Below are 16,207 nucleotides of genomic sequence, written 5' to 3'. Positions count from 1 at the left end.
CCCCTTAGAAACGCTCCTGCTGGCGCATTGGAATATGATGTTGCTGCACCCACTCAACAGCTGCTTCAATCTCTGACAGCAAACGTGCTTTATCCCTCCCCAACGTGCCCTTCAACACCAGTGCATTGGATACATGATCACTGCGAAAGACCGTCTGCTTCAGCTCGGTCGCACTGATCAACAGATGCATTTCACGAAATAGACCTTCCGCATCCAAAGGCTCAAAATCACCATCGTAGCCGGCACGCACACGCTGTTCGGCACCTCGACGAAAGAACAGCACCAGAGTTGCCAGATATTCTGGCTGCGTCAAGTTGACCAGCCGAGCTGAAGCTTCGGCATGCTCATCGGAATACCGCCGACCTCCTGCCCCGTTAATCAGCATTACGGAGCGCTTTATGCCTGCCTTTTGCGCCTTGAGCAGAGCTTCAGCAGTACTCTCAAAGGTTTCCCCTTTGTCGAAGGCCGCCAGGACGTTGTCAGAGCCACTTTCAGCCCCCATATAGATGAGTGTCAGCCCGAGCTCACGCAACCGTTGCAGCTCTTCCACGCTCTTGCGCTTCAGGTTGACTGGCAAACAATACGCCGACACTCTTCGTACCTGTGGCAGATGCGTACGGATCGCTTCCAGAATGCTGCTCAGGCGTCTTACCGACAGTGCCATGGCATCACCATCTGCCAGAAATACACGTTGCACCCAGGGCATTACCTGACCACAACGTTCGATCTCGGCCAGAACGTCTGATTCAGGCTTGGGCCTGAAGCGCTTATGGTCGTCAATATACATGTCACAGAAGGTACAGCGATTCCAGCTGCAACCATTGGTGACCTGGAAAATCAGCGAATCAGCTTCGCTCGGAGGACGAAATACAGGCTCGATATAATCGACCGGAGGCTGAAAATAATGCATTTCAGGGCTGAGTACGCTTGAACAACTGATGGAAGTTGGCCGTAGTCTGCTCGGCAACCTGCTCAACTGAAATACCCTTAAGCTCGGCGACACATGCAGCAACATCTGCCACATAGGCCGGCTGATTCTGCTTGCCCCGGTGAGGTACCGGCGCCAGGTATGGGGAATCAGTTTCGATCAGCATCCGCTCCAGGGGCACCGCTTTCACTACATCGCGCAGCTCTGCTGCATTACGGAAGCTGACGATGCCAGAAAACGAGATCATGTAACCGAGATCAAGTGCCGACTTCGCCATTTCCAGCGACTCGGTAAAGCAATGCAACACGCCGGCCGATTCCGAACTACCATGCTCACGAATCAGGCGGATGGTATCTTCACGCGCATCGCGGGTGTGAACAATCACGGGCAGATCCATCTCGGCCGCCAGCTGCAGGTGCCCGGCAAAGCTGGACTGCTGCTGTTCCAGTGTTTCTTTGGTGTAGTGATAGTCAAGACCAGTCTCGCCCAGTGCCACAATACGTGGATTCTGAGCCAACTCTGCCAGTCGCTCCCGATCAAACGGACTCTCTTCAACATGCAAGGGATGAATGCCGGCAGAAAACCAGACATTGGGCTGACTTTGCGCCACAGAAACCATGCTGTCGAACCTGTTCAGGTCGACACACACGCAGAGCATTTGCCCAACCTGACGCTCGCGGGCCGCCGCCATTATGTTATCGAGGGAATTATCATGCCGTGACAGGTCCAGCATATCGAGGTGGCAATGTGAATCTATAAACATGTTAACTCTTGATCAAAGGGTGTTGGTACGTCGTCCCGACTCCATTGCACCGGCCAGATAAGTCTCGATTTTGCGTACCAGAGCAGCATCATCACCAGACAGCTGAATGCCGATGCCCGGTATTCGACCACCTTGGGCCGCCTTGGGCGTGACCCATATAACCTTACCGGTAACCGGTACCTTATCGGGTTCATCCATCAACATCAGCAACATGAACACTTCTTCCCCCAACTGATAGGTTCGGGTTGTCGGAATGAACAGACCACCATTGGTGACGAATGGCATATACGCTTTATAAAGGCTGTCCTTATTATCGATGGACAGCGACAGGATACCGTGACTGATTCTTGGTATTACCGCCATGGATACAACGCTCCTCTGTTTAACGTGACAGCTCAGCCCACTGCAGCAACAGCCTTTCCAGCAATAGCTGCCGGTTCGGGTTCTGACGCAGCAAAAGACTGACGCGCTCTTCCTGAATTCTGTCTGCCAGTGCAAATACCTGCGCACTGGACGCTCGCTTGGCAATGGCCTGTAACATCCGCTTCATGTCAGCATTAACGGCAGGCTCCTGCAGATCAGCCAGCTGAATACGTACAATATCGCTCAACAGGCTATTGATCCAGTCCAGGCATTGTAGCAGATCCGCCTTAAGCAGTTGTTGCGCCAGCTCACTGGCTGCCATACGTCCTCGCAACAGATCAGCCAATCCTGACATCAGTTTCTTGCGTTGCTCCAGCAGATCGCCTTCATACAGCGCCTGAGCCTTAAGGGGAGCGCCATGACACAGCCGCAGCAGCTGGGCTGCCCGATCCTGTTCCAGCTTAAGCTTCTGCTGCAACCAGAGCTCGCTCTGCTCAGCCGAAGGTGTGGCGAAATCGATTCGTTGACAGCGACTGCGAATGGTCGGCATCAACTGCCCGGGTTGATGGCATACCAGTAACAGCAGTGTATTGCGCCCCGGTTCCTCAAGAATTTTCAGCAGGGCGTTGGCCGAAGAGATATTAAGCGACTCCGCCGGACTCATTATCACCACCCGGTATCCGCCCTGCTGTGCGGTACTGTGCAGATGTTCGATCAGCTCACGTACCTGATCCACCTTGATCGGCTTACCCTCCGCTTCCGGAGAAGCGCGCACAAGATCGGGGTGATGGCCGGCTGCATGCAGCTCACAACTGTGACAGTGACCGCAGGGAGCATCATTATTCGGCTGATGGCAAAGCAACAGGCTTGCCAATGTTTCTGCAAAGCCTTCCTTGCCAACACCTGCAGGACCTGACAGCAGCAAGGCATGCGGTAGACGGTCTGAGGCTCGCTGCTGCAGCAGACGCTGCCATTGTAGCTCACACCAGGGATAGAGTTGCTCAGCAGGCATCGATACTCTCCAGCCTTGCAAGCGCCTGACCGACAGCCTGTTGCACCTGCTCCAGCGGCGGGGCTGCATCAATCACAGCAAAGCGTTGCGGCTCGGCAGCCGCTCTCTGCAGATAAGAGTCACGTACTCGCTCAAAGAACACTTCCGCTTCGGCCTCGAAACGGTCCGGCATGCTGCGTGCACGTGCTCGTGCCATACCCTGACGGGCGGGTAGATCCAGCAGAATCGTGAGATCAGGTCTCAGCCCCCCCTGCACAAGGGTTTCGAGCTGGGCTATGCGTGACTGATCCAGACCTCGCCCGCCCCCCTGATAAGCGTAAGTGGCATCGGTAAAACGATCACAGAGCACCCATGCACCCCGTTGCAGAGCAGGCCTGATACATTGTTCGATATGTTGCGCACGAGCTGCAAACATCAACAGCAGCTCAGCCATTTCAGCGACCGGCTCATTGCGCGGAGCCAACAGCAGTTCACGGATCGATTCCGCCAACGGTGTTCCGCCCGGCTCTCGGGTACGCACGACATCCAGCCCTCGGCTCAAAAGCTGCTGATGGATGAATTCCAGGTTGGTGGTTTTGCCCACCCCTTCTATGCCTTCAACAGTGATAAAACGGCCTGTGCTCATCTGCGCTTAGTTCCCGGGTGATGAACGGTAATCCGCTCGCCGCTGCAATTGATACTCTCGCACGGCACGATTGTGTTCCTGCAGAGTGTTCGAAAACTGATGGGTTCCGTCACCCTTGGCAACAAAATACAGTGAAGAGCCCTCTTCAGGATTAAGTGCCGCACGTATCGCTTCACGACCGGCCAAGGCAATGGGGGTGGGTGGCAGCCCATCGATCACATAGGTATTCCAAGGCGTAGGACGTCGCAGATCAGCTCGTGTAATGCGACCTTCATAGCGCTCCCCCATGCCATAGATCACGGTTGGGTCAGTTTGCAGCCGCATGCCTCGCTCAAGGCGGCGCACAAACACACCTGCAATTTTGCCACGCTCGTCCGGCACACCGGTTTCCTTTTCGATGATAGAGGCCATGATCAGAGCCTCATAGGGTGACGCATAAGGCAGACCTTTTGTGCGTCCCTCCCAAGCCTGCTGCAGAAAGGCATTCAGATCCGCATGGGCACGCTCAAGCAACTGAAGGTCAGTCATACCCCTTTCAAAGTGGTAGGTTTCGGCCAGAAACAAACCTTCAATCGCCTCTTCATCACTGCCCAGATGAGCCAGCAGCTCCGCTTCAGTCATCTCTGCTGCACGCTGCTCAAGCACTTCACTGCTCGCCAGCGCCATCATCAGCTGACGGAAATTCATTCCTTCAATAAAGGTAAAACTGTAGTCGACCGTATCACCGGCCAACACCCGCTCCAGAAGCTGCCGCAAGCTCATACCTGGCTCGAGTCGATATTCACCGGCCCTGATCTGAGTAATCGATGGATTGAGCTTTGCCTCTATGCGCAGCCACAGAGGGTCATCAATCAAGCCCTCCTCAGCCAATTGTCGGGCAAAAGCACCAAACCAGGTGCCTCTTTCAACCATCAGAGAGCGTTCAGATTCCACTGCAAGCGGCTGATTCAGCTTCTGCTGCTGCAGCTTGTATCCGTAACCAAGAGCCAAGGCCCCAACGGTCACAATCAACACCAGCAGCAGTACAATTTTCTTCAGCATGAGATCATCCGTTGTTGCAGGGCTGCCTGCAGTTTTGCCGTAAATGGGCCTGGCGTATATCTGCGCTCTCCCAACCGGGTTATTGGCCAGATACCGATCAGGCTGTTACATATGAACAGCTCTTCGGCAGACTCAACCTCTGCAGGGGTATAGTACCCCTGTTCAGTTTCAAGCCCCAGATCAGCCGCCAGCTGCAACAGTTGATTGCGCACAACACCCTCGATTCCGGCCTGGTCCAGCAACGGTGTACAGAAACGGTGCTGCTTGATAAAGCACAGGTTGCTCATGGTACCTTCGACGACCCAGCCCTCGGTATCACACATAAGCCCTTCCCGTACCGCCGGATCGCTCCATTCATTACGCGCCAACACCTGCTCAAGCCGGTTCAGGTGCTTGATACCTGACAGCAGTGGCTGACGGGCCAGGCGCGTGCTGCACCAGCGTACCTGAACACCCCGCTCAGGCTGGTCCGGATACGTGGGCATTGGCGTTAACATCAGGATACGAAGCGGAGAAGCGGGATCAGGCGTCAAATAACCTCTGCCGCCACTACCACAGGAGAGGATAAGTTTGAGTACGGCGGGAGTCTCGGGAAGCGCCAAGCATTCAAGATCAGTTTCAAGCTGCCGCTCAAGGCCGGCAGCAGGTATACCAAGCCGCATACAGCCATTCATCAATCGCTGTAGATGAGCCGGATAAAAAACCGGCTTGCCATTGAGCACCAGCAACGTTTCAAAAAGGCCGTGACCGTAAGCGAGAGCACGATCGGTGACATCAATCTGTGTGGCCGGAAGGCCATTGACCAGCGTCTGCGCCTGCATGGAATATTGGGAGGCCAAGACGCCTCCCGTCCTCTTAAAGCCGATTGAAGATCAAGGTGCCGTTGGTGCCACCAAAGCCGAACGAGTTCGACATGGCTGCACCAATACGACAGCTCTGAGCTTCATGCGGAACGTAGTTCAGATCGCATCCTTCGGATGGATTGTCAAGATTGATCGTGGGCGGTGCAACCTGATCACGCAGAGCCAGAACACAGAACGCCGCCTCGACAGCACCCGCCGCGCCCAACAGATGACCGATCATCGATTTGGTGGAGCTCATGCGTACCTGTTCTGCCGCACTGCCCAGTACACGTTTTGCGGCATTGGACTCAGCGATATCACCAGCCGGAGTGGAGGTGCCATGAGCGTTGATATAGTGAATCATATCCGGACTGATGGCTGCATCATTGATCGCATTCTGCATCGCCAGAGCCGCACCTGCCCCATCCTCCGGCGGAGCCGTCATATGGAACGCATCATCACTCATGCCAAAGCCTGACAGCTCACAGTAGATATTTGCGCCACGCGCCTTGGCATGTTCATACTCTTCCAATACCAGAACACCGGCACCATCACCAAGCACAAAGCCGTCACGATCACGATCCCACGGACGACTGGCTGCCTGAGGAGCCTCATTACGGGTCGACAGCGCACGAGCAGCCGAGAAGCCGGCCAGCCCCAACGGGGTTGTGGCCATTTCGGCACCACCGGCCACCATCACATCAGCATCACCATACTGGATCATGCGCATGGCATGACCAATGTTATGGGTACCTGTGGTACAGGCAGTAGTGATCGCAATATTAGGCCCACGGAAGCCATGTTTGATCGCCACATTGCCTGAAATCATATTGATGATACTGCCCGGCACAAAAAACGGCGATACCCGGCGGGGACCGCTGCCGTTAAGAATATCATGGGTTTTCTCGATCATCGGTAAGCCACCGATGCCGGAGCCAATGGCACAACCAATACGGTGAGAATTGGCTTCACTGGCTTCAATACCGGAATCGTCGATGGCCTGGGCTGCAGCGACCATTCCGTACTGAATAAACAGATCCATCTTGCGCCCCTCTTTGGGGCTCATGTAAGGCTCAAGATCAAAATTCTTGACCGATGCAGAAAAGCGAGTTGCGAATTGGGAAGCGTCAAAAAAATCGATGGGTGCCACACCGCTTTTACCGGCCAGGATATTGCTCCAGGTGTCCTTAACGGCACTGCCTACGGGTGTCAGCAGACCGATACCGGTCACAACAACTTTTCTGCGAGACATCCTACTCCTCCAGCCAAAGAAGGCCTGTACAAAAGAAAAGCCGCACTATATTCGCATATAGATGCGGCTTTTCGGCTAATTCGGTCGGGATTGATTACTGATGAGCGTTGATGTAATCGATCGCCAGCTGAACAGTCGTGATCTTTTCAGCTTCTTCATCAGGAATTTCAGTCTCGAATTCCTCTTCCAGCGCCATTACCAGCTCAACAGTATCCAGGGAGTCGGCACCCAGATCTTCAACGAAGGAAGCAGAGTTAACAACTTCTTCTTCTTTAACGCCCAGCTGTTCAGCGATGATCTTCTTTACGCGCTCTTCAATGTTACTCATATCTCTTCCTATTTTCTTCTCAACACCATCACATCGCAGGATGCGACATGGAATTTTAGAAAACCCATTACGCTCTGGCAACAAGCGTGACGGTCTGAATTTTATTTACCGTCAGCTGACGGCCAATTATCAACAAATCGGCGGAAAAAACAAATTTTTGTGATGTCCGCCTTTGTCCCTGATCAGGACATGTACATTCCGCCATTCACGTGAATGGTATCACCGGTGACATAGGCTCCGCCATCACCCGCAAGGAAGCCCACAACAGCGGCCACTTCTTCAGGCTGCCCAAGGCGGCTCATCGGAATCTGTGACTGCAGGTTCTGTTTGTGCTCATCAGCCAGGCCTGCCGTCATATCGGTGTCAATGAACCCCGGAGCGACGCAATTGACCGCAATATTGCGAGAACCAACCTCACGGGCCAGCGCACGCGTAAAGCCCTCCATGCCCGACTTGGCGGCCGCATAGTTGGCCTGCCCGGCATTACCCATGGACGCAACCACTGAGCTGACGCTGATAATGCGTCCCCAGCGTGCCTTGGTCATGCCACGCAGGCAACCTTTAACCAGACGATAGACAGACGTCAAATTGGTATTCAGAACCGAATCCCACTCATCGTCTTTCATTCGCATGAGAATATTGTCGCGCGTAATGCCAGCATTGTTCACCAGAATCTCGATGGTGCCAAAGTCGGCCTGAATCTGCTTCAGCACAGCATCAACTGATGCGGCGTCCGCTACATCCAGCACCATGCCACAACCCTTGTTGCCCACCTCAGTCAGATAGGCACTGATTGCATCCGCCCCCTTCTCACTGGTTGCGGTACCAATCACCACCGCGCCCTGTGACGCCAAGTTGATTGCTATCGCCTTGCCAATACCCCGGGTTGCGCCCGTCACCAGCGCCACTTTTCCTTCAATACTCATTCTGCCTTCCCAATCATCTGAATACTCAGCCCAGCGCCTTTTCCAGGCCTGCCGGATCACTGATCGACATCCCCACAAGAGCACGATCAATCTTCTTGTTCAAGCCCGTCAAAACCTTGCCGGGGCCGCACTCTATGAGTGTTTCAACGCCATCGGCGGCCATTTTCTGCACCGAGGCTGTCCACAGCACCGGACTGTAGAGCTGCTGCAACAGGTTATTTTTAAGGCTATCAAGATCACCAGGCACGTCAGCACTGACATTCTGCACCACAGGAATATGTGGCATCTGCAACTCAATCGCACTCATCGCTTGTGCCATCTGATCTGCCGCAGGGCGCATGAGCGCACAGTGAGAAGGTACGCTGACAGGCAACGGAATGGCCCGTTTGGCCCCGGCAGCCTTGCATGCTTCAATAGCTCGCTCAACAGCCGCTTTTTCGCCGGCAATGACAACCTGCCCCGGGCAATTGTAGTTCACGGGAGATACCACGGCACCCTTTGCAGCCGATTCACAGGCTGTCGCTATGGCGTCGTCATCAAGCCCCAGAATAGCAGCCATGGCACCGGTACCAGCCGGCACGGCCTGCTGCATATATTCCCCGCGCAGCTTGACCAGGCGAACACCATCCGCAAGACTCATGGCTCCGGCACATACCAGCGCTGTGTACTCACCCAGACTATGACCTGCCATGACAGTCGGATTAGCACCACCACGCTGCTGCCACAGGCGCCATAGAGCAACACCTGCGGTTAACAGTGCAGGTTGCGTGTTCTCGGTACTGTTAAGCGCTTCCTCCGGGCCATTCTGGGTCATATCCCACAGATCAAAACCCAGCGCCTGCGAGGCCTCTGCGAAGGTTTCCTGAATAACCGGATGATCCGCAGCCAGCTCAGACAACATACCCAGCTGCTGAGACCCCTGACCGGGAAAAACGAAAGCAAGCGATTGAGACATGGCTTCCCCATTTCTGCACACGAGTGACTTCGCCCTTCAACGCTGCTGCAGAAGGACGCTCAAAGGGGGTAAGTGTACAACATTCGGGCGTAATTAGAACGTTTTGACACTACCGTCACGGCTTTGCAGATCGAGCTCAAGCTGCTCACTGATACGCTCCGGCACATTCATTTGTGCCTCTGAGACCGCCTGATCAAGCGCGTAGCCAAAACAGCTGCGATTGGCACCACCGTGACTCTTGACCACAATCCCCTGCAGCCCAAGCAGGCTTGCACCATTACGGCGACCGGGATCCAGCTGAGCCTGCAACTCCTGCAACACAGGCCGAGCCAACAATGCCAACAGACGACGATAGAGATTAAGACCAAAACTGCGCCGCAGCTTGCGACTGATCAATCTTGCCAGCCCCTCGCTGCTCTTGAGCGCAATATTGCCAACAAAACCGTCACACACCACCAAATCCGCTCGACCTGAAAAAACCCCATCACCTTCAACAAAGCCAACGTAGTTGAGTTGCTTTTGCTCTGCCAGCAGGCGCGAGGCCAGCCTCACCTGCTCATTACCCTTGATCTCTTCAGCACCAATATTGAGCAACCCAACACGTGGACGGTCGATATTTTCCACCGCCCTGACCATAACAGATCCCATGATGGCAAACTGCAGCAGGTGGCTGGCGGTACAATCCACATTGGCACCAAGATCCAACATATAGCAGTGACCATTCACGGTCGGAACAGCCGAAGTGATGGCCGGTCGATCAATCCCTGGCAAGGTCTGCAAAATACCGCGCCCCAGCACCATCAGTGCACCCGTATTTCCGGCACTGACACAGGCATGGGCACGACCATCAGCAACGGCCTGTAGAGCAAGGTACATGGAAGAGTCCTTGCGACGACGCAGCGCAAGTGCGGGCTTTTCATCCATGGCAACAACAGAATCGGCATGAACGACAGCAAGACGATCTAATTCAATGGAAGTGCAGTGTGACAAAAGAGGGTCTATCTGCTCCTGCCTGCCAACCAGAAGAATCCGGAGGGAGGGGTGACGCCGCAAGGCATCAATGGCAGCAGGAACGGTAACGCGGGGACCGAAGTCCCCGCCCATTGCATCAACCGCGATGCAATATCCAGCCGTCAAGCTTACTCGTCGCCCTGGGCGATGACCTGACGACCACGGTAAAAGCCGTCAGCGCTGACGTGGTGACGACGGTGTACTTCACCGGTAGTTGCGTCTACAGCCAGAGTCGGGCCGCTCAGTGCATCGTGTGAGCGACGCATATCGCGCTTTGAACGAGACTTTTTGTTCTGCTGTACTGCCATGGTATATAGCTCCTGGTTTAACTCTTATCGGCCTTTTCTTTAAGCTGGGCCAATACACTGAAAGGGTTTGGTTTTTCTTCCTGCGTCCGGGCCGTCTCTGCGTCACCGAACGAGGTCTGAATACTGCAATCATCGTGAAAAGGCACGAGCGGCAGGCTCAGCATCAACTCATCCTCGATGATTGGCAGCAGTTCAATCTCGTCCGTCTCCATGATCAAAGGATCATAGCAACGGGGCAGATTCTGTGCCTGCTCGTCTGTCAGTGTCACGGCAAGATTGAGCGATGCATCAATCTCGACACTGACGGGCTCAAGACAACGCTGACAAGTCATACGGACCTTGCCATGCGCTTCGCCACTGATAACCCGCAAGCGCTGTTCATCCTTGGCAAACCGGATCTGGACCTCAACGGTACCTTCACTATCCACAAGACAGGAAGCCAATCGAGGCATATCAGCTATATTGGCTGTGCCTTTGAATTCGGCTTCCCGCTCTGCCAGTTTGCGAGGGTCAACTTTCTTCGGTAATGGACCGTACGACATAAGCGCGCAATTCTATGGTCAGAACCCCGTCCTGTCAAAGAAAATAGGGGTTTCAGAGATTAATTTTAGGGTTAACATGGACACGACAGGTTTTAATTCGCAGCCGTGTAAGGATATCCCATGTTGCCCAACCTTGTTCTAGCGTCCAGCTCCCCCTGGCGTCGCCAGGTACTCGACAAGCTTGGCCTGCCCTACCGCACCAAGCACCCCGATATTGATGAAACCCCAATACCAACAGAAGCGCCTGCAGATCTGGTCGCTCGCCTGGCACTGGAAAAAGCCAAGGCGGTGGCTCCCACCTTCAAGGACGCACTGATCATCGGCTCCGATCAGGTTGCAGTACTGGATGATCAGATCATCGGCAAGCCCGGCACTCACGAGCGTGCCCGACAGCAACTAAAAGATGCATCAGGTCGCACATTGACCTTTTTAACCGGCCTTTGCCTGCTGAATACCGCCACCGGGCAGCATCAACTGGCGGTCATACCCTATCATGTGCATTTTCGCCCGCTCAGCGATCAACTGATCGAGGGATATCTGCAGCATGAGCAGCCTTATAACTGTGCCGGCAGCTTCAAGTCGGAAGCTGCCGGCATTGTACTCTTTGAGCGCCTCGAAGGGGATGACCCCAATGCTCTGATTGGACTGCCATTGATTGAGCTGGTCCGAATGCTTGAGCAGGAAGGGATCAACCTCTTCCAGATTTCAGCGTAGCACTTGCTCAGAACTCAGTCCGAGCTCCAGCGACAACTGCTTGGCGACCCCAATACCCAGCCGCTCGATAATACGATCCAGCGGCTGAGGCCGAGCGGTATAATCAACCAACTTCTCGACCCCGACGACTTCACGTGCCACCATGGAAGTACTGCCAAGTCCGTCAATCAAGCCCAGATCAAGCGCTTGCTCTCCCGTCCAAATCAACCCCGAAAACAATTCATCACCACCCTTCAACCGATCACCACGCCCATTCTTCACCTCGCGGATAAACTGCTGATGTGTGGTTTCCAGTACTGTTTGCCAAAACTCACGATCCTCATCTTTGAGAGGACTGAAAGGATCGAGGAACGCCTTGTTCTCACCGGCGGTCAATGTGCGACGCTCAACACCGATCTTCTCAATCAGGTCTACAAAGCCGAAGCTGGATGAGATCACACCAATTGAACCGACCAGGCTTGCCTTGTCGGCATATATCTCATCGGCCGCAGCGGCCATGTAATAGGCGCCTGATGCACCAATATCCGTGATTACCGCGTAAAGTTTTTTCTGTGGATACAGCTCACGCAGGCGCTTGATCTCGTCATAGACATATCCGGACTGCACCGGACTGCCACCGGGGCTGTTGATCCGCATCACCACGGCATGACTGCGGTCCGCTTTGAAAGCATTACGCAGCGCGGTAATGATGGCATCAGCACTGGCTTCTTCTCCATCCATGATTGGCCCCGACACCTCAACCACGGCGGTATGTGCCTGAGGCACCACATCCTCCGCATTGAAGTTACTGCCTGACCAGAACAGCCACAACAGCGCAAACAGATATGAAAATGTAAGCAGCTTGAAGAAAATACCCCAGCGGCGCGCACGCCTATGTTCTACATTCAGACTGTTAACGACTTTTTCAATCAGGCGCCACTCACGCTGTGTACTCGGGCGATCCACTTCCCTTGCATCCGTTGGTGTTTTTGATGATTCCGCATCCTGTGACCGGCCCACTTCTTCCGGTTCACCCCAATGATTATCGCTCACATTAATCCCTCAACTGATAAGTTTGTTGCGCTCACCATCAAGCCACTGCTCCAATTCAGGGAAGTGGTGCACTTCCCTGACTGGCTTGAGCACTTTGAGGCGGTCAATATGATGAGCACCATAGCTGACCGCAACCGTATCGATTCCGGCACGGCTGCCCATCTCAAGATCGTATTCCGTATCACCGATCATCAATGCTTCGTGCCGCTCCACACCCGTCTGCTCAAGAATCTCGTGCAGCATGTGCGGATCTGGCTTGGACGTGGTTTCATCCGCGCAGCGCGACAACTCAAACAACCAGCCCAAGCCTGTTTCGGCAAGCACGTGTTCAAGCCCGCGACGGCTTTTGCCGGTTGCAACCGCTAGCCGATATCCCTTGCGGTGAAGGCTTTCAAGCGTATGCTGCACTCCGGGAAACAGCGCAGTCGGTGTTTCATCCACACCCAGATAATAGTGGGCATATTGCCGGGTCATAGGCTCAATAACCTCATCACCCGAGGCCGGAAACAGTATTCTGAGCGCCTCAGGCAAACCCAGCCCGATGATATCGCGCGATGCCTCTTCCGTCGGCAGTGGCAGCTCAAGATCTCGTGCCGCAGCACGAATACTGGAGACGATGCGTCCGGTCGAGTCGATTATGGTACCGTCCCAGTCAAAAATCAGCAGCTTATACAAGCCAGACTCCTTAAAAATCACACTACAGTGTGCCTTTCCATGCCTTAGTTTTCCTGCCGTGTTGGCCAGATCAGCAATTCACCCACATCCACATGTTCGGGCTGCGACAGTGCATACATGATACCGTTGGCGATATCCTCGGGCTTAAGCATGGCCGAGTCGTTACCGTACATGTTGCTTTTGACGATGCCACGAATCTTGTCATGACCAATACTGTTCGGCAACACGGCGTCCACCGAACCGGACTGTATATCGGTTGATCCTACCCAGCAACCGTGGACACCTATTTAAGCGATTCTCTGGTTTTCAAACACCTCTGGGCTTATGAACCCAATTGCACTGTGCCGGCGCTGCCGGTTGCAGCCCAGTTCAATGTACTCGAAGACCTTCTGACGCATGATGAGCTGCAGGTTCGGTACTACACTACAGGCAAAGAATGTCGCGAGCTCGTTATTGCCTTGACTTACATGCGCCTCTGGCCCGGAACCCCTGGCGCTGAGTACCAAGCTCTCTGGCAGCAGCTGCGACGCCCACCCGACCAATGCGAGGGCTTCGTCTTTATACGTTTAGGCGTGGTGCGTACGGTTTTTTCATTGGAGCAGCTCGTTTTGTCATGGAACACCCCGGTTAGTTTACTACCTTAACGGTGTGCCCACTGCAGCCGGCCGGGCAATATCAGCTCGAAAGCCCGACACTAGAGCCGGGGGTTGCTAATTGTAGTTTGTTCCTGCTTCGTTGTAGTTAGTACCACTCATGCTGTCATAGGCTTCGGAACCATAGTACCCACCCAAACCTGCTCCAACAGCGCCTCCCAGGTATTGTCCTACGTAACGCCCTGCAACGACGTCAATAGCTGCGCCGGCAGGCCCTGCCAGCATCCCAATTGCACCACCTACATAACCACCCACGGTGCTGCCAGCCACTTTTCCTGCAGTAGCACCAACGGCGCCCGCAACGCCCGCAGCGGCAGCCCGCCCAGCACTATCGCCGCCACCTACGAGTTCAAGTTCGTTAATGGTAAGATCCCTCATTCTATTTCCTTCTTATCAGGTTGATGATTCCAAAATAGAGTGTGTATATGCCTATAGAAATCAACTCTATCCCTATAATGAAAGCTGTTTTAGTATCGCCATAATTATCTCTGACGATTCCTATAAAAAATAATCCTAATAGCAGAAGCCCAAAGCATGGGATGACAAACCCTGGATTTAGCTTTGATGGTCTTTTGTTTTCCTTTTTTTTTGCGCCTTCTGCCAGAACCATTCCTGTGAAAATTGCATTTGTAATGCATATAATAAAAATCAAAGTAGACGCTGACATTGCAATGTCTAGGTATTCTACTTTTTCTGGAGATAGCTCAATATCGTTGTTAAAAAAGCAAAAGATTATGGCTAGCCCAGAGCCCCAGCCAGAAACGATCGTTAACTTTGATTCCAGTATTTTTCTCATAAATATAATGCATCTAAAAGTAAAATTTTTCGATCTTTTGTGACGGATGCTGTTTTATCTTAAGCAGGATATTCTATGGTTGAAGCTTTAAGCAGCAATCCTACGGGTGTAGGGGGTGTCCTTTTTCAAATCGGGTGACAGCTTAACTTTCCCTCTCAGAAAATGATCGGGATTTATTGAGTAGAGACTTTTAGAGTGCTCGCCTGAAGAAATGTATGCTAAAGAGAGCTCAAAGCTAAGCTCTGTCAGAAAAGCCTTGGGAACTGAGGTTGACCTATACCCAGATAATAGTGGGCATATTGCCGGGTCATAGGCTCAATAACCTCATCACCCGAGGCCGGAAACAGTATTCTGAGCGCCTCCGGCAAACCCAGCCCGATGATATCGCGCGACGCCTCTTCCGTCGGCAGTGGCAGCTCAAGATTTCGTGCCGCAGCACGAATACTGGAGACGATGCGTCCGGTCGAGTCGATTATGGTACCGTCCCAGTCAAAAATCAGCAGCTTATACAAGCCAAACTCCTTAAAAATCACACTACAGTGTGCCTCTCCATGCCTCAGTTTTCCTGCCGTGTTGGCCAGATCAACAGCTCACCCACATCCACATGCTCGGGCTGCGACAGTGCATACATGATACCGTTGGCGATATCCTCGGGCTTAAGCATGGCCGAGTCGTTACCGTACATGTTGCTTTTGACGATGCCACGAATCTTGTCATGACCAATACTGTCTGGCAGCTCGGTATCAACCGAGCCCGGCTGTATATCGGTTACACGCACACCAAAGCGGATCGACTCCTTTCGTAGAGTCTCGGAAATAGCCCTGACCGCATGCTTGGTGCCGGCATAAACACCTGCACTGGGGTAGGTCGTACGCGCAGCAATCGAACTGACATTGACAATATGACCCCGCTTGCGTTCCGCCATCCCTGAATACACGGCATTGATCGCATAAAGTACGCCCTTGATGTTCACATCGATCATGCGTTCCCACTCATCAACACGACCGTTAATGATCGGACTGATCGGCATGGTGCCGGCGTTGTTGATCAGGATATCGATACCGCCGCCTTCAGCCAGACGCAGGCCAAGCGACTCCATGGCAGCGCGGTCGGATACGTCGACCGGTTCTACACGTACCAGGGCGCCCTGTTGGCTCAGCTCCTGCGCCAGCGACTGCAGGCGATCAGCGCGGCGGGCCGAGAGCACCACCTCAGCACCCTCGACCGCCAAAGCACGCGCTACCGCTTGACCAATACCCGAGCTCGCACCGGTTACCCAGGCACGCTTTCCTTTGAAAGTCATTCGCTTACCCATTTAAATTAAACGCATTTCAATATCAGTAACAAAACCTATTTTGACCCATGCCTCAGGACACGTCCACAGCCTCTCTTCAACGAAAAAACCGCTGACGCAAGCGACAGCGGTTTTTTGATGGATCAA

22 protein-coding genes and 1 pseudogene are annotated in these 16,207 nt (G+C 53.7%); 1 reads left to right on the top strand and 22 read right to left on the bottom strand.

Features of this window, described 5'->3' with window-relative positions; genetic code table 11:
* Nucleotides 1-4: 4 nt before the first annotated feature.
* The 14 genes from BLV48_RS04945 to BLV48_RS04880 all read right to left on the bottom strand — a co-directional run bounded on the left by BLV48_RS04945 (nt 5) and on the right by BLV48_RS04880 (nt 10,896).
* Nucleotides 5-910 (bottom strand): radical SAM protein, encoded by a 906-nt coding sequence (locus tag BLV48_RS04945; RefSeq protein WP_091824016.1) that lies wholly within the window; start codon nt 908-910, stop codon nt 5-7.
* Between the two features lies 1 nt (nt 911).
* Nucleotides 912-1,691 (bottom strand): TatD family hydrolase, encoded by a 780-nt coding sequence (locus BLV48_RS04940; protein ID WP_091824014.1) that lies wholly within the window; start codon nt 1,689-1,691, stop codon nt 912-914.
* A 12-nt stretch (nt 1,692-1,703) separates the two neighbouring features.
* Complete coding sequence (locus BLV48_RS04935; protein WP_091824011.1) at nt 1,704-2,054, bottom strand: PilZ domain-containing protein; 351 nt, start codon at nt 2,052-2,054, stop codon at nt 1,704-1,706.
* Nucleotides 2,055-2,073: 19 nt separating this feature from the next.
* Nucleotides 2,074-3,066, bottom strand: a complete 993-nt coding sequence (locus BLV48_RS04930; protein ID WP_091824008.1) for a DNA polymerase III subunit delta' — start codon at nt 3,064-3,066, stop codon at nt 2,074-2,076.
* A complete protein-coding gene (gene tmk, locus BLV48_RS04925) occupies nt 3,056-3,691 on the bottom strand; it encodes a dTMP kinase (protein WP_091824006.1) in 636 nt (211 codons plus the stop codon). The genes BLV48_RS04930 and tmk overlap by 11 nt, the downstream gene beginning before the upstream one ends.
* Nucleotides 3,692-3,697: 6 nt before the next feature.
* Nucleotides 3,698-4,732: an endolytic transglycosylase MltG gene (gene mltG / locus BLV48_RS04920; RefSeq protein WP_091824003.1), complete on the bottom strand. Its 1,035-nt coding sequence runs from the start codon at nt 4,730-4,732 to the stop codon at nt 3,698-3,700.
* Nucleotides 4,726-5,571 (bottom strand): aminodeoxychorismate lyase, encoded by an 846-nt coding sequence (pabC, locus tag BLV48_RS04915; protein WP_139253884.1) that lies wholly within the window; start codon nt 5,569-5,571, stop codon nt 4,726-4,728. Before pabC ends, mltG begins: the two co-directional genes overlap by 7 nt.
* A 16-nt stretch (nt 5,572-5,587) precedes the next feature.
* Entirely contained in the window at nt 5,588-6,826 is a 1,239-nt protein-coding gene (fabF, locus tag BLV48_RS04910) for a beta-ketoacyl-ACP synthase II (protein WP_091823998.1), read from the bottom strand.
* A 94-nt stretch (nt 6,827-6,920) separates the two neighbouring features.
* Entirely contained in the window at nt 6,921-7,154 is a 234-nt protein-coding gene (gene acpP, locus BLV48_RS04905) for an acyl carrier protein (RefSeq protein ID WP_010323864.1), read from the bottom strand.
* Between the two features lie 182 nt (nt 7,155-7,336).
* A complete protein-coding gene (fabG, locus tag BLV48_RS04900; RefSeq protein WP_091823995.1) occupies nt 7,337-8,080 on the bottom strand; it encodes a 3-oxoacyl-ACP reductase FabG in 744 nt (247 codons plus the stop codon).
* A 25-nt stretch (nt 8,081-8,105) separates the two neighbouring features.
* Nucleotides 8,106-9,035: an ACP S-malonyltransferase gene (gene fabD / locus BLV48_RS04895; RefSeq protein ID WP_091823992.1), complete on the bottom strand. Its 930-nt coding sequence runs from the start codon at nt 9,033-9,035 to the stop codon at nt 8,106-8,108.
* Between the two features lie 93 nt (nt 9,036-9,128).
* Nucleotides 9,129-10,172, bottom strand: a complete 1,044-nt coding sequence (gene plsX, locus BLV48_RS04890; RefSeq protein ID WP_091823989.1) for a phosphate acyltransferase PlsX — start codon at nt 10,170-10,172, stop codon at nt 9,129-9,131.
* A gap of 2 nt (nt 10,173-10,174) precedes the next feature.
* Complete coding sequence (gene rpmF, locus BLV48_RS04885) at nt 10,175-10,354, bottom strand: 50S ribosomal protein L32 (RefSeq protein WP_091823987.1); 180 nt, start codon at nt 10,352-10,354, stop codon at nt 10,175-10,177.
* Between the two features lie 17 nt (nt 10,355-10,371).
* Nucleotides 10,372-10,896 carry a YceD family protein gene (locus BLV48_RS04880; protein ID WP_091823984.1) on the bottom strand — a complete coding sequence of 175 codons (525 nt, stop codon included), beginning with the start codon at nt 10,894-10,896 and terminating at the stop codon, nt 10,372-10,374.
* 120 nt (nt 10,897-11,016) lie between these two features.
* Between BLV48_RS04880 and BLV48_RS04875 the strand changes: the two genes are divergently transcribed.
* Nucleotides 11,017-11,610, top strand: coding sequence for a Maf family protein (locus BLV48_RS04875; protein ID WP_091823981.1), 594 nt, complete (start codon nt 11,017-11,019; stop codon nt 11,608-11,610).
* Here BLV48_RS04875 and BLV48_RS04870 read toward each other — a convergent pair.
* The 8 genes and pseudogenes from BLV48_RS04870 to BLV48_RS04840 all read right to left on the bottom strand — a co-directional run bounded on the left by BLV48_RS04870 (nt 11,602) and on the right by BLV48_RS04840 (nt 16,069).
* Nucleotides 11,602-12,642 carry a S49 family peptidase gene (locus BLV48_RS04870; RefSeq protein WP_422730690.1) on the bottom strand — a complete coding sequence of 347 codons (1,041 nt, stop codon included), beginning with the start codon at nt 12,640-12,642 and terminating at the stop codon, nt 11,602-11,604. The two genes, BLV48_RS04875 and BLV48_RS04870, sit on opposite strands and share 9 nt — an antisense overlap.
* Nucleotides 12,643-12,651: 9 nt before the next feature.
* A complete protein-coding gene (locus tag BLV48_RS04865; RefSeq protein WP_091823979.1) occupies nt 12,652-13,317 on the bottom strand; it encodes an HAD-IA family hydrolase in 666 nt (221 codons plus the stop codon).
* Between the two features lie 44 nt (nt 13,318-13,361).
* Nucleotides 13,362-13,544: a hypothetical protein gene (locus BLV48_RS19115; RefSeq protein WP_217632949.1), complete on the bottom strand. Its 183-nt coding sequence runs from the start codon at nt 13,542-13,544 to the stop codon at nt 13,362-13,364.
* Nucleotides 13,545-13,604: 60 nt separating this feature from the next.
* Nucleotides 13,605-13,715 (bottom strand): annotated as a pseudogene (locus BLV48_RS19545) (IS3 family transposase); the annotation flags it as partial.
* Between the two features lie 312 nt (nt 13,716-14,027).
* The gene (locus tag BLV48_RS04855) at nt 14,028-14,348 is read right to left on the bottom strand and encodes a hypothetical protein (protein WP_091823976.1); all 321 of its coding nucleotides are present in this window, start codon (nt 14,346-14,348) and stop codon (nt 14,028-14,030) included.
* A gap of 1 nt (nt 14,349) precedes the next feature.
* A complete protein-coding gene (locus BLV48_RS04850) occupies nt 14,350-14,766 on the bottom strand; it encodes a hypothetical protein (protein ID WP_091823973.1) in 417 nt (138 codons plus the stop codon).
* Between the two features lie 245 nt (nt 14,767-15,011).
* The gene (locus tag BLV48_RS04845) at nt 15,012-15,278 is read right to left on the bottom strand and encodes an HAD hydrolase-like protein (protein WP_091823970.1); all 267 of its coding nucleotides are present in this window, start codon (nt 15,276-15,278) and stop codon (nt 15,012-15,014) included.
* A gap of 44 nt (nt 15,279-15,322) precedes the next feature.
* On the bottom strand, nt 15,323-16,069 hold the full coding sequence (locus BLV48_RS04840) for an SDR family oxidoreductase (RefSeq protein WP_091823968.1): 747 nt from the start codon (nt 16,067-16,069) through the stop codon (nt 15,323-15,325).
* Between the last annotated feature and the right edge of the window lie 138 nt (nt 16,070-16,207).

Origin of the sequence: Marinobacterium iners DSM 11526, from assembly GCF_900107855.1 — a bacterium.
Taxonomy (GTDB): domain Bacteria; phylum Pseudomonadota; class Gammaproteobacteria; order Pseudomonadales; family Balneatricaceae; genus Marinobacterium; species Marinobacterium iners.
Note: the sequence above shows the minus strand (reverse complement) of the source record. Positions and strands in the feature narration are given on the sequence as shown.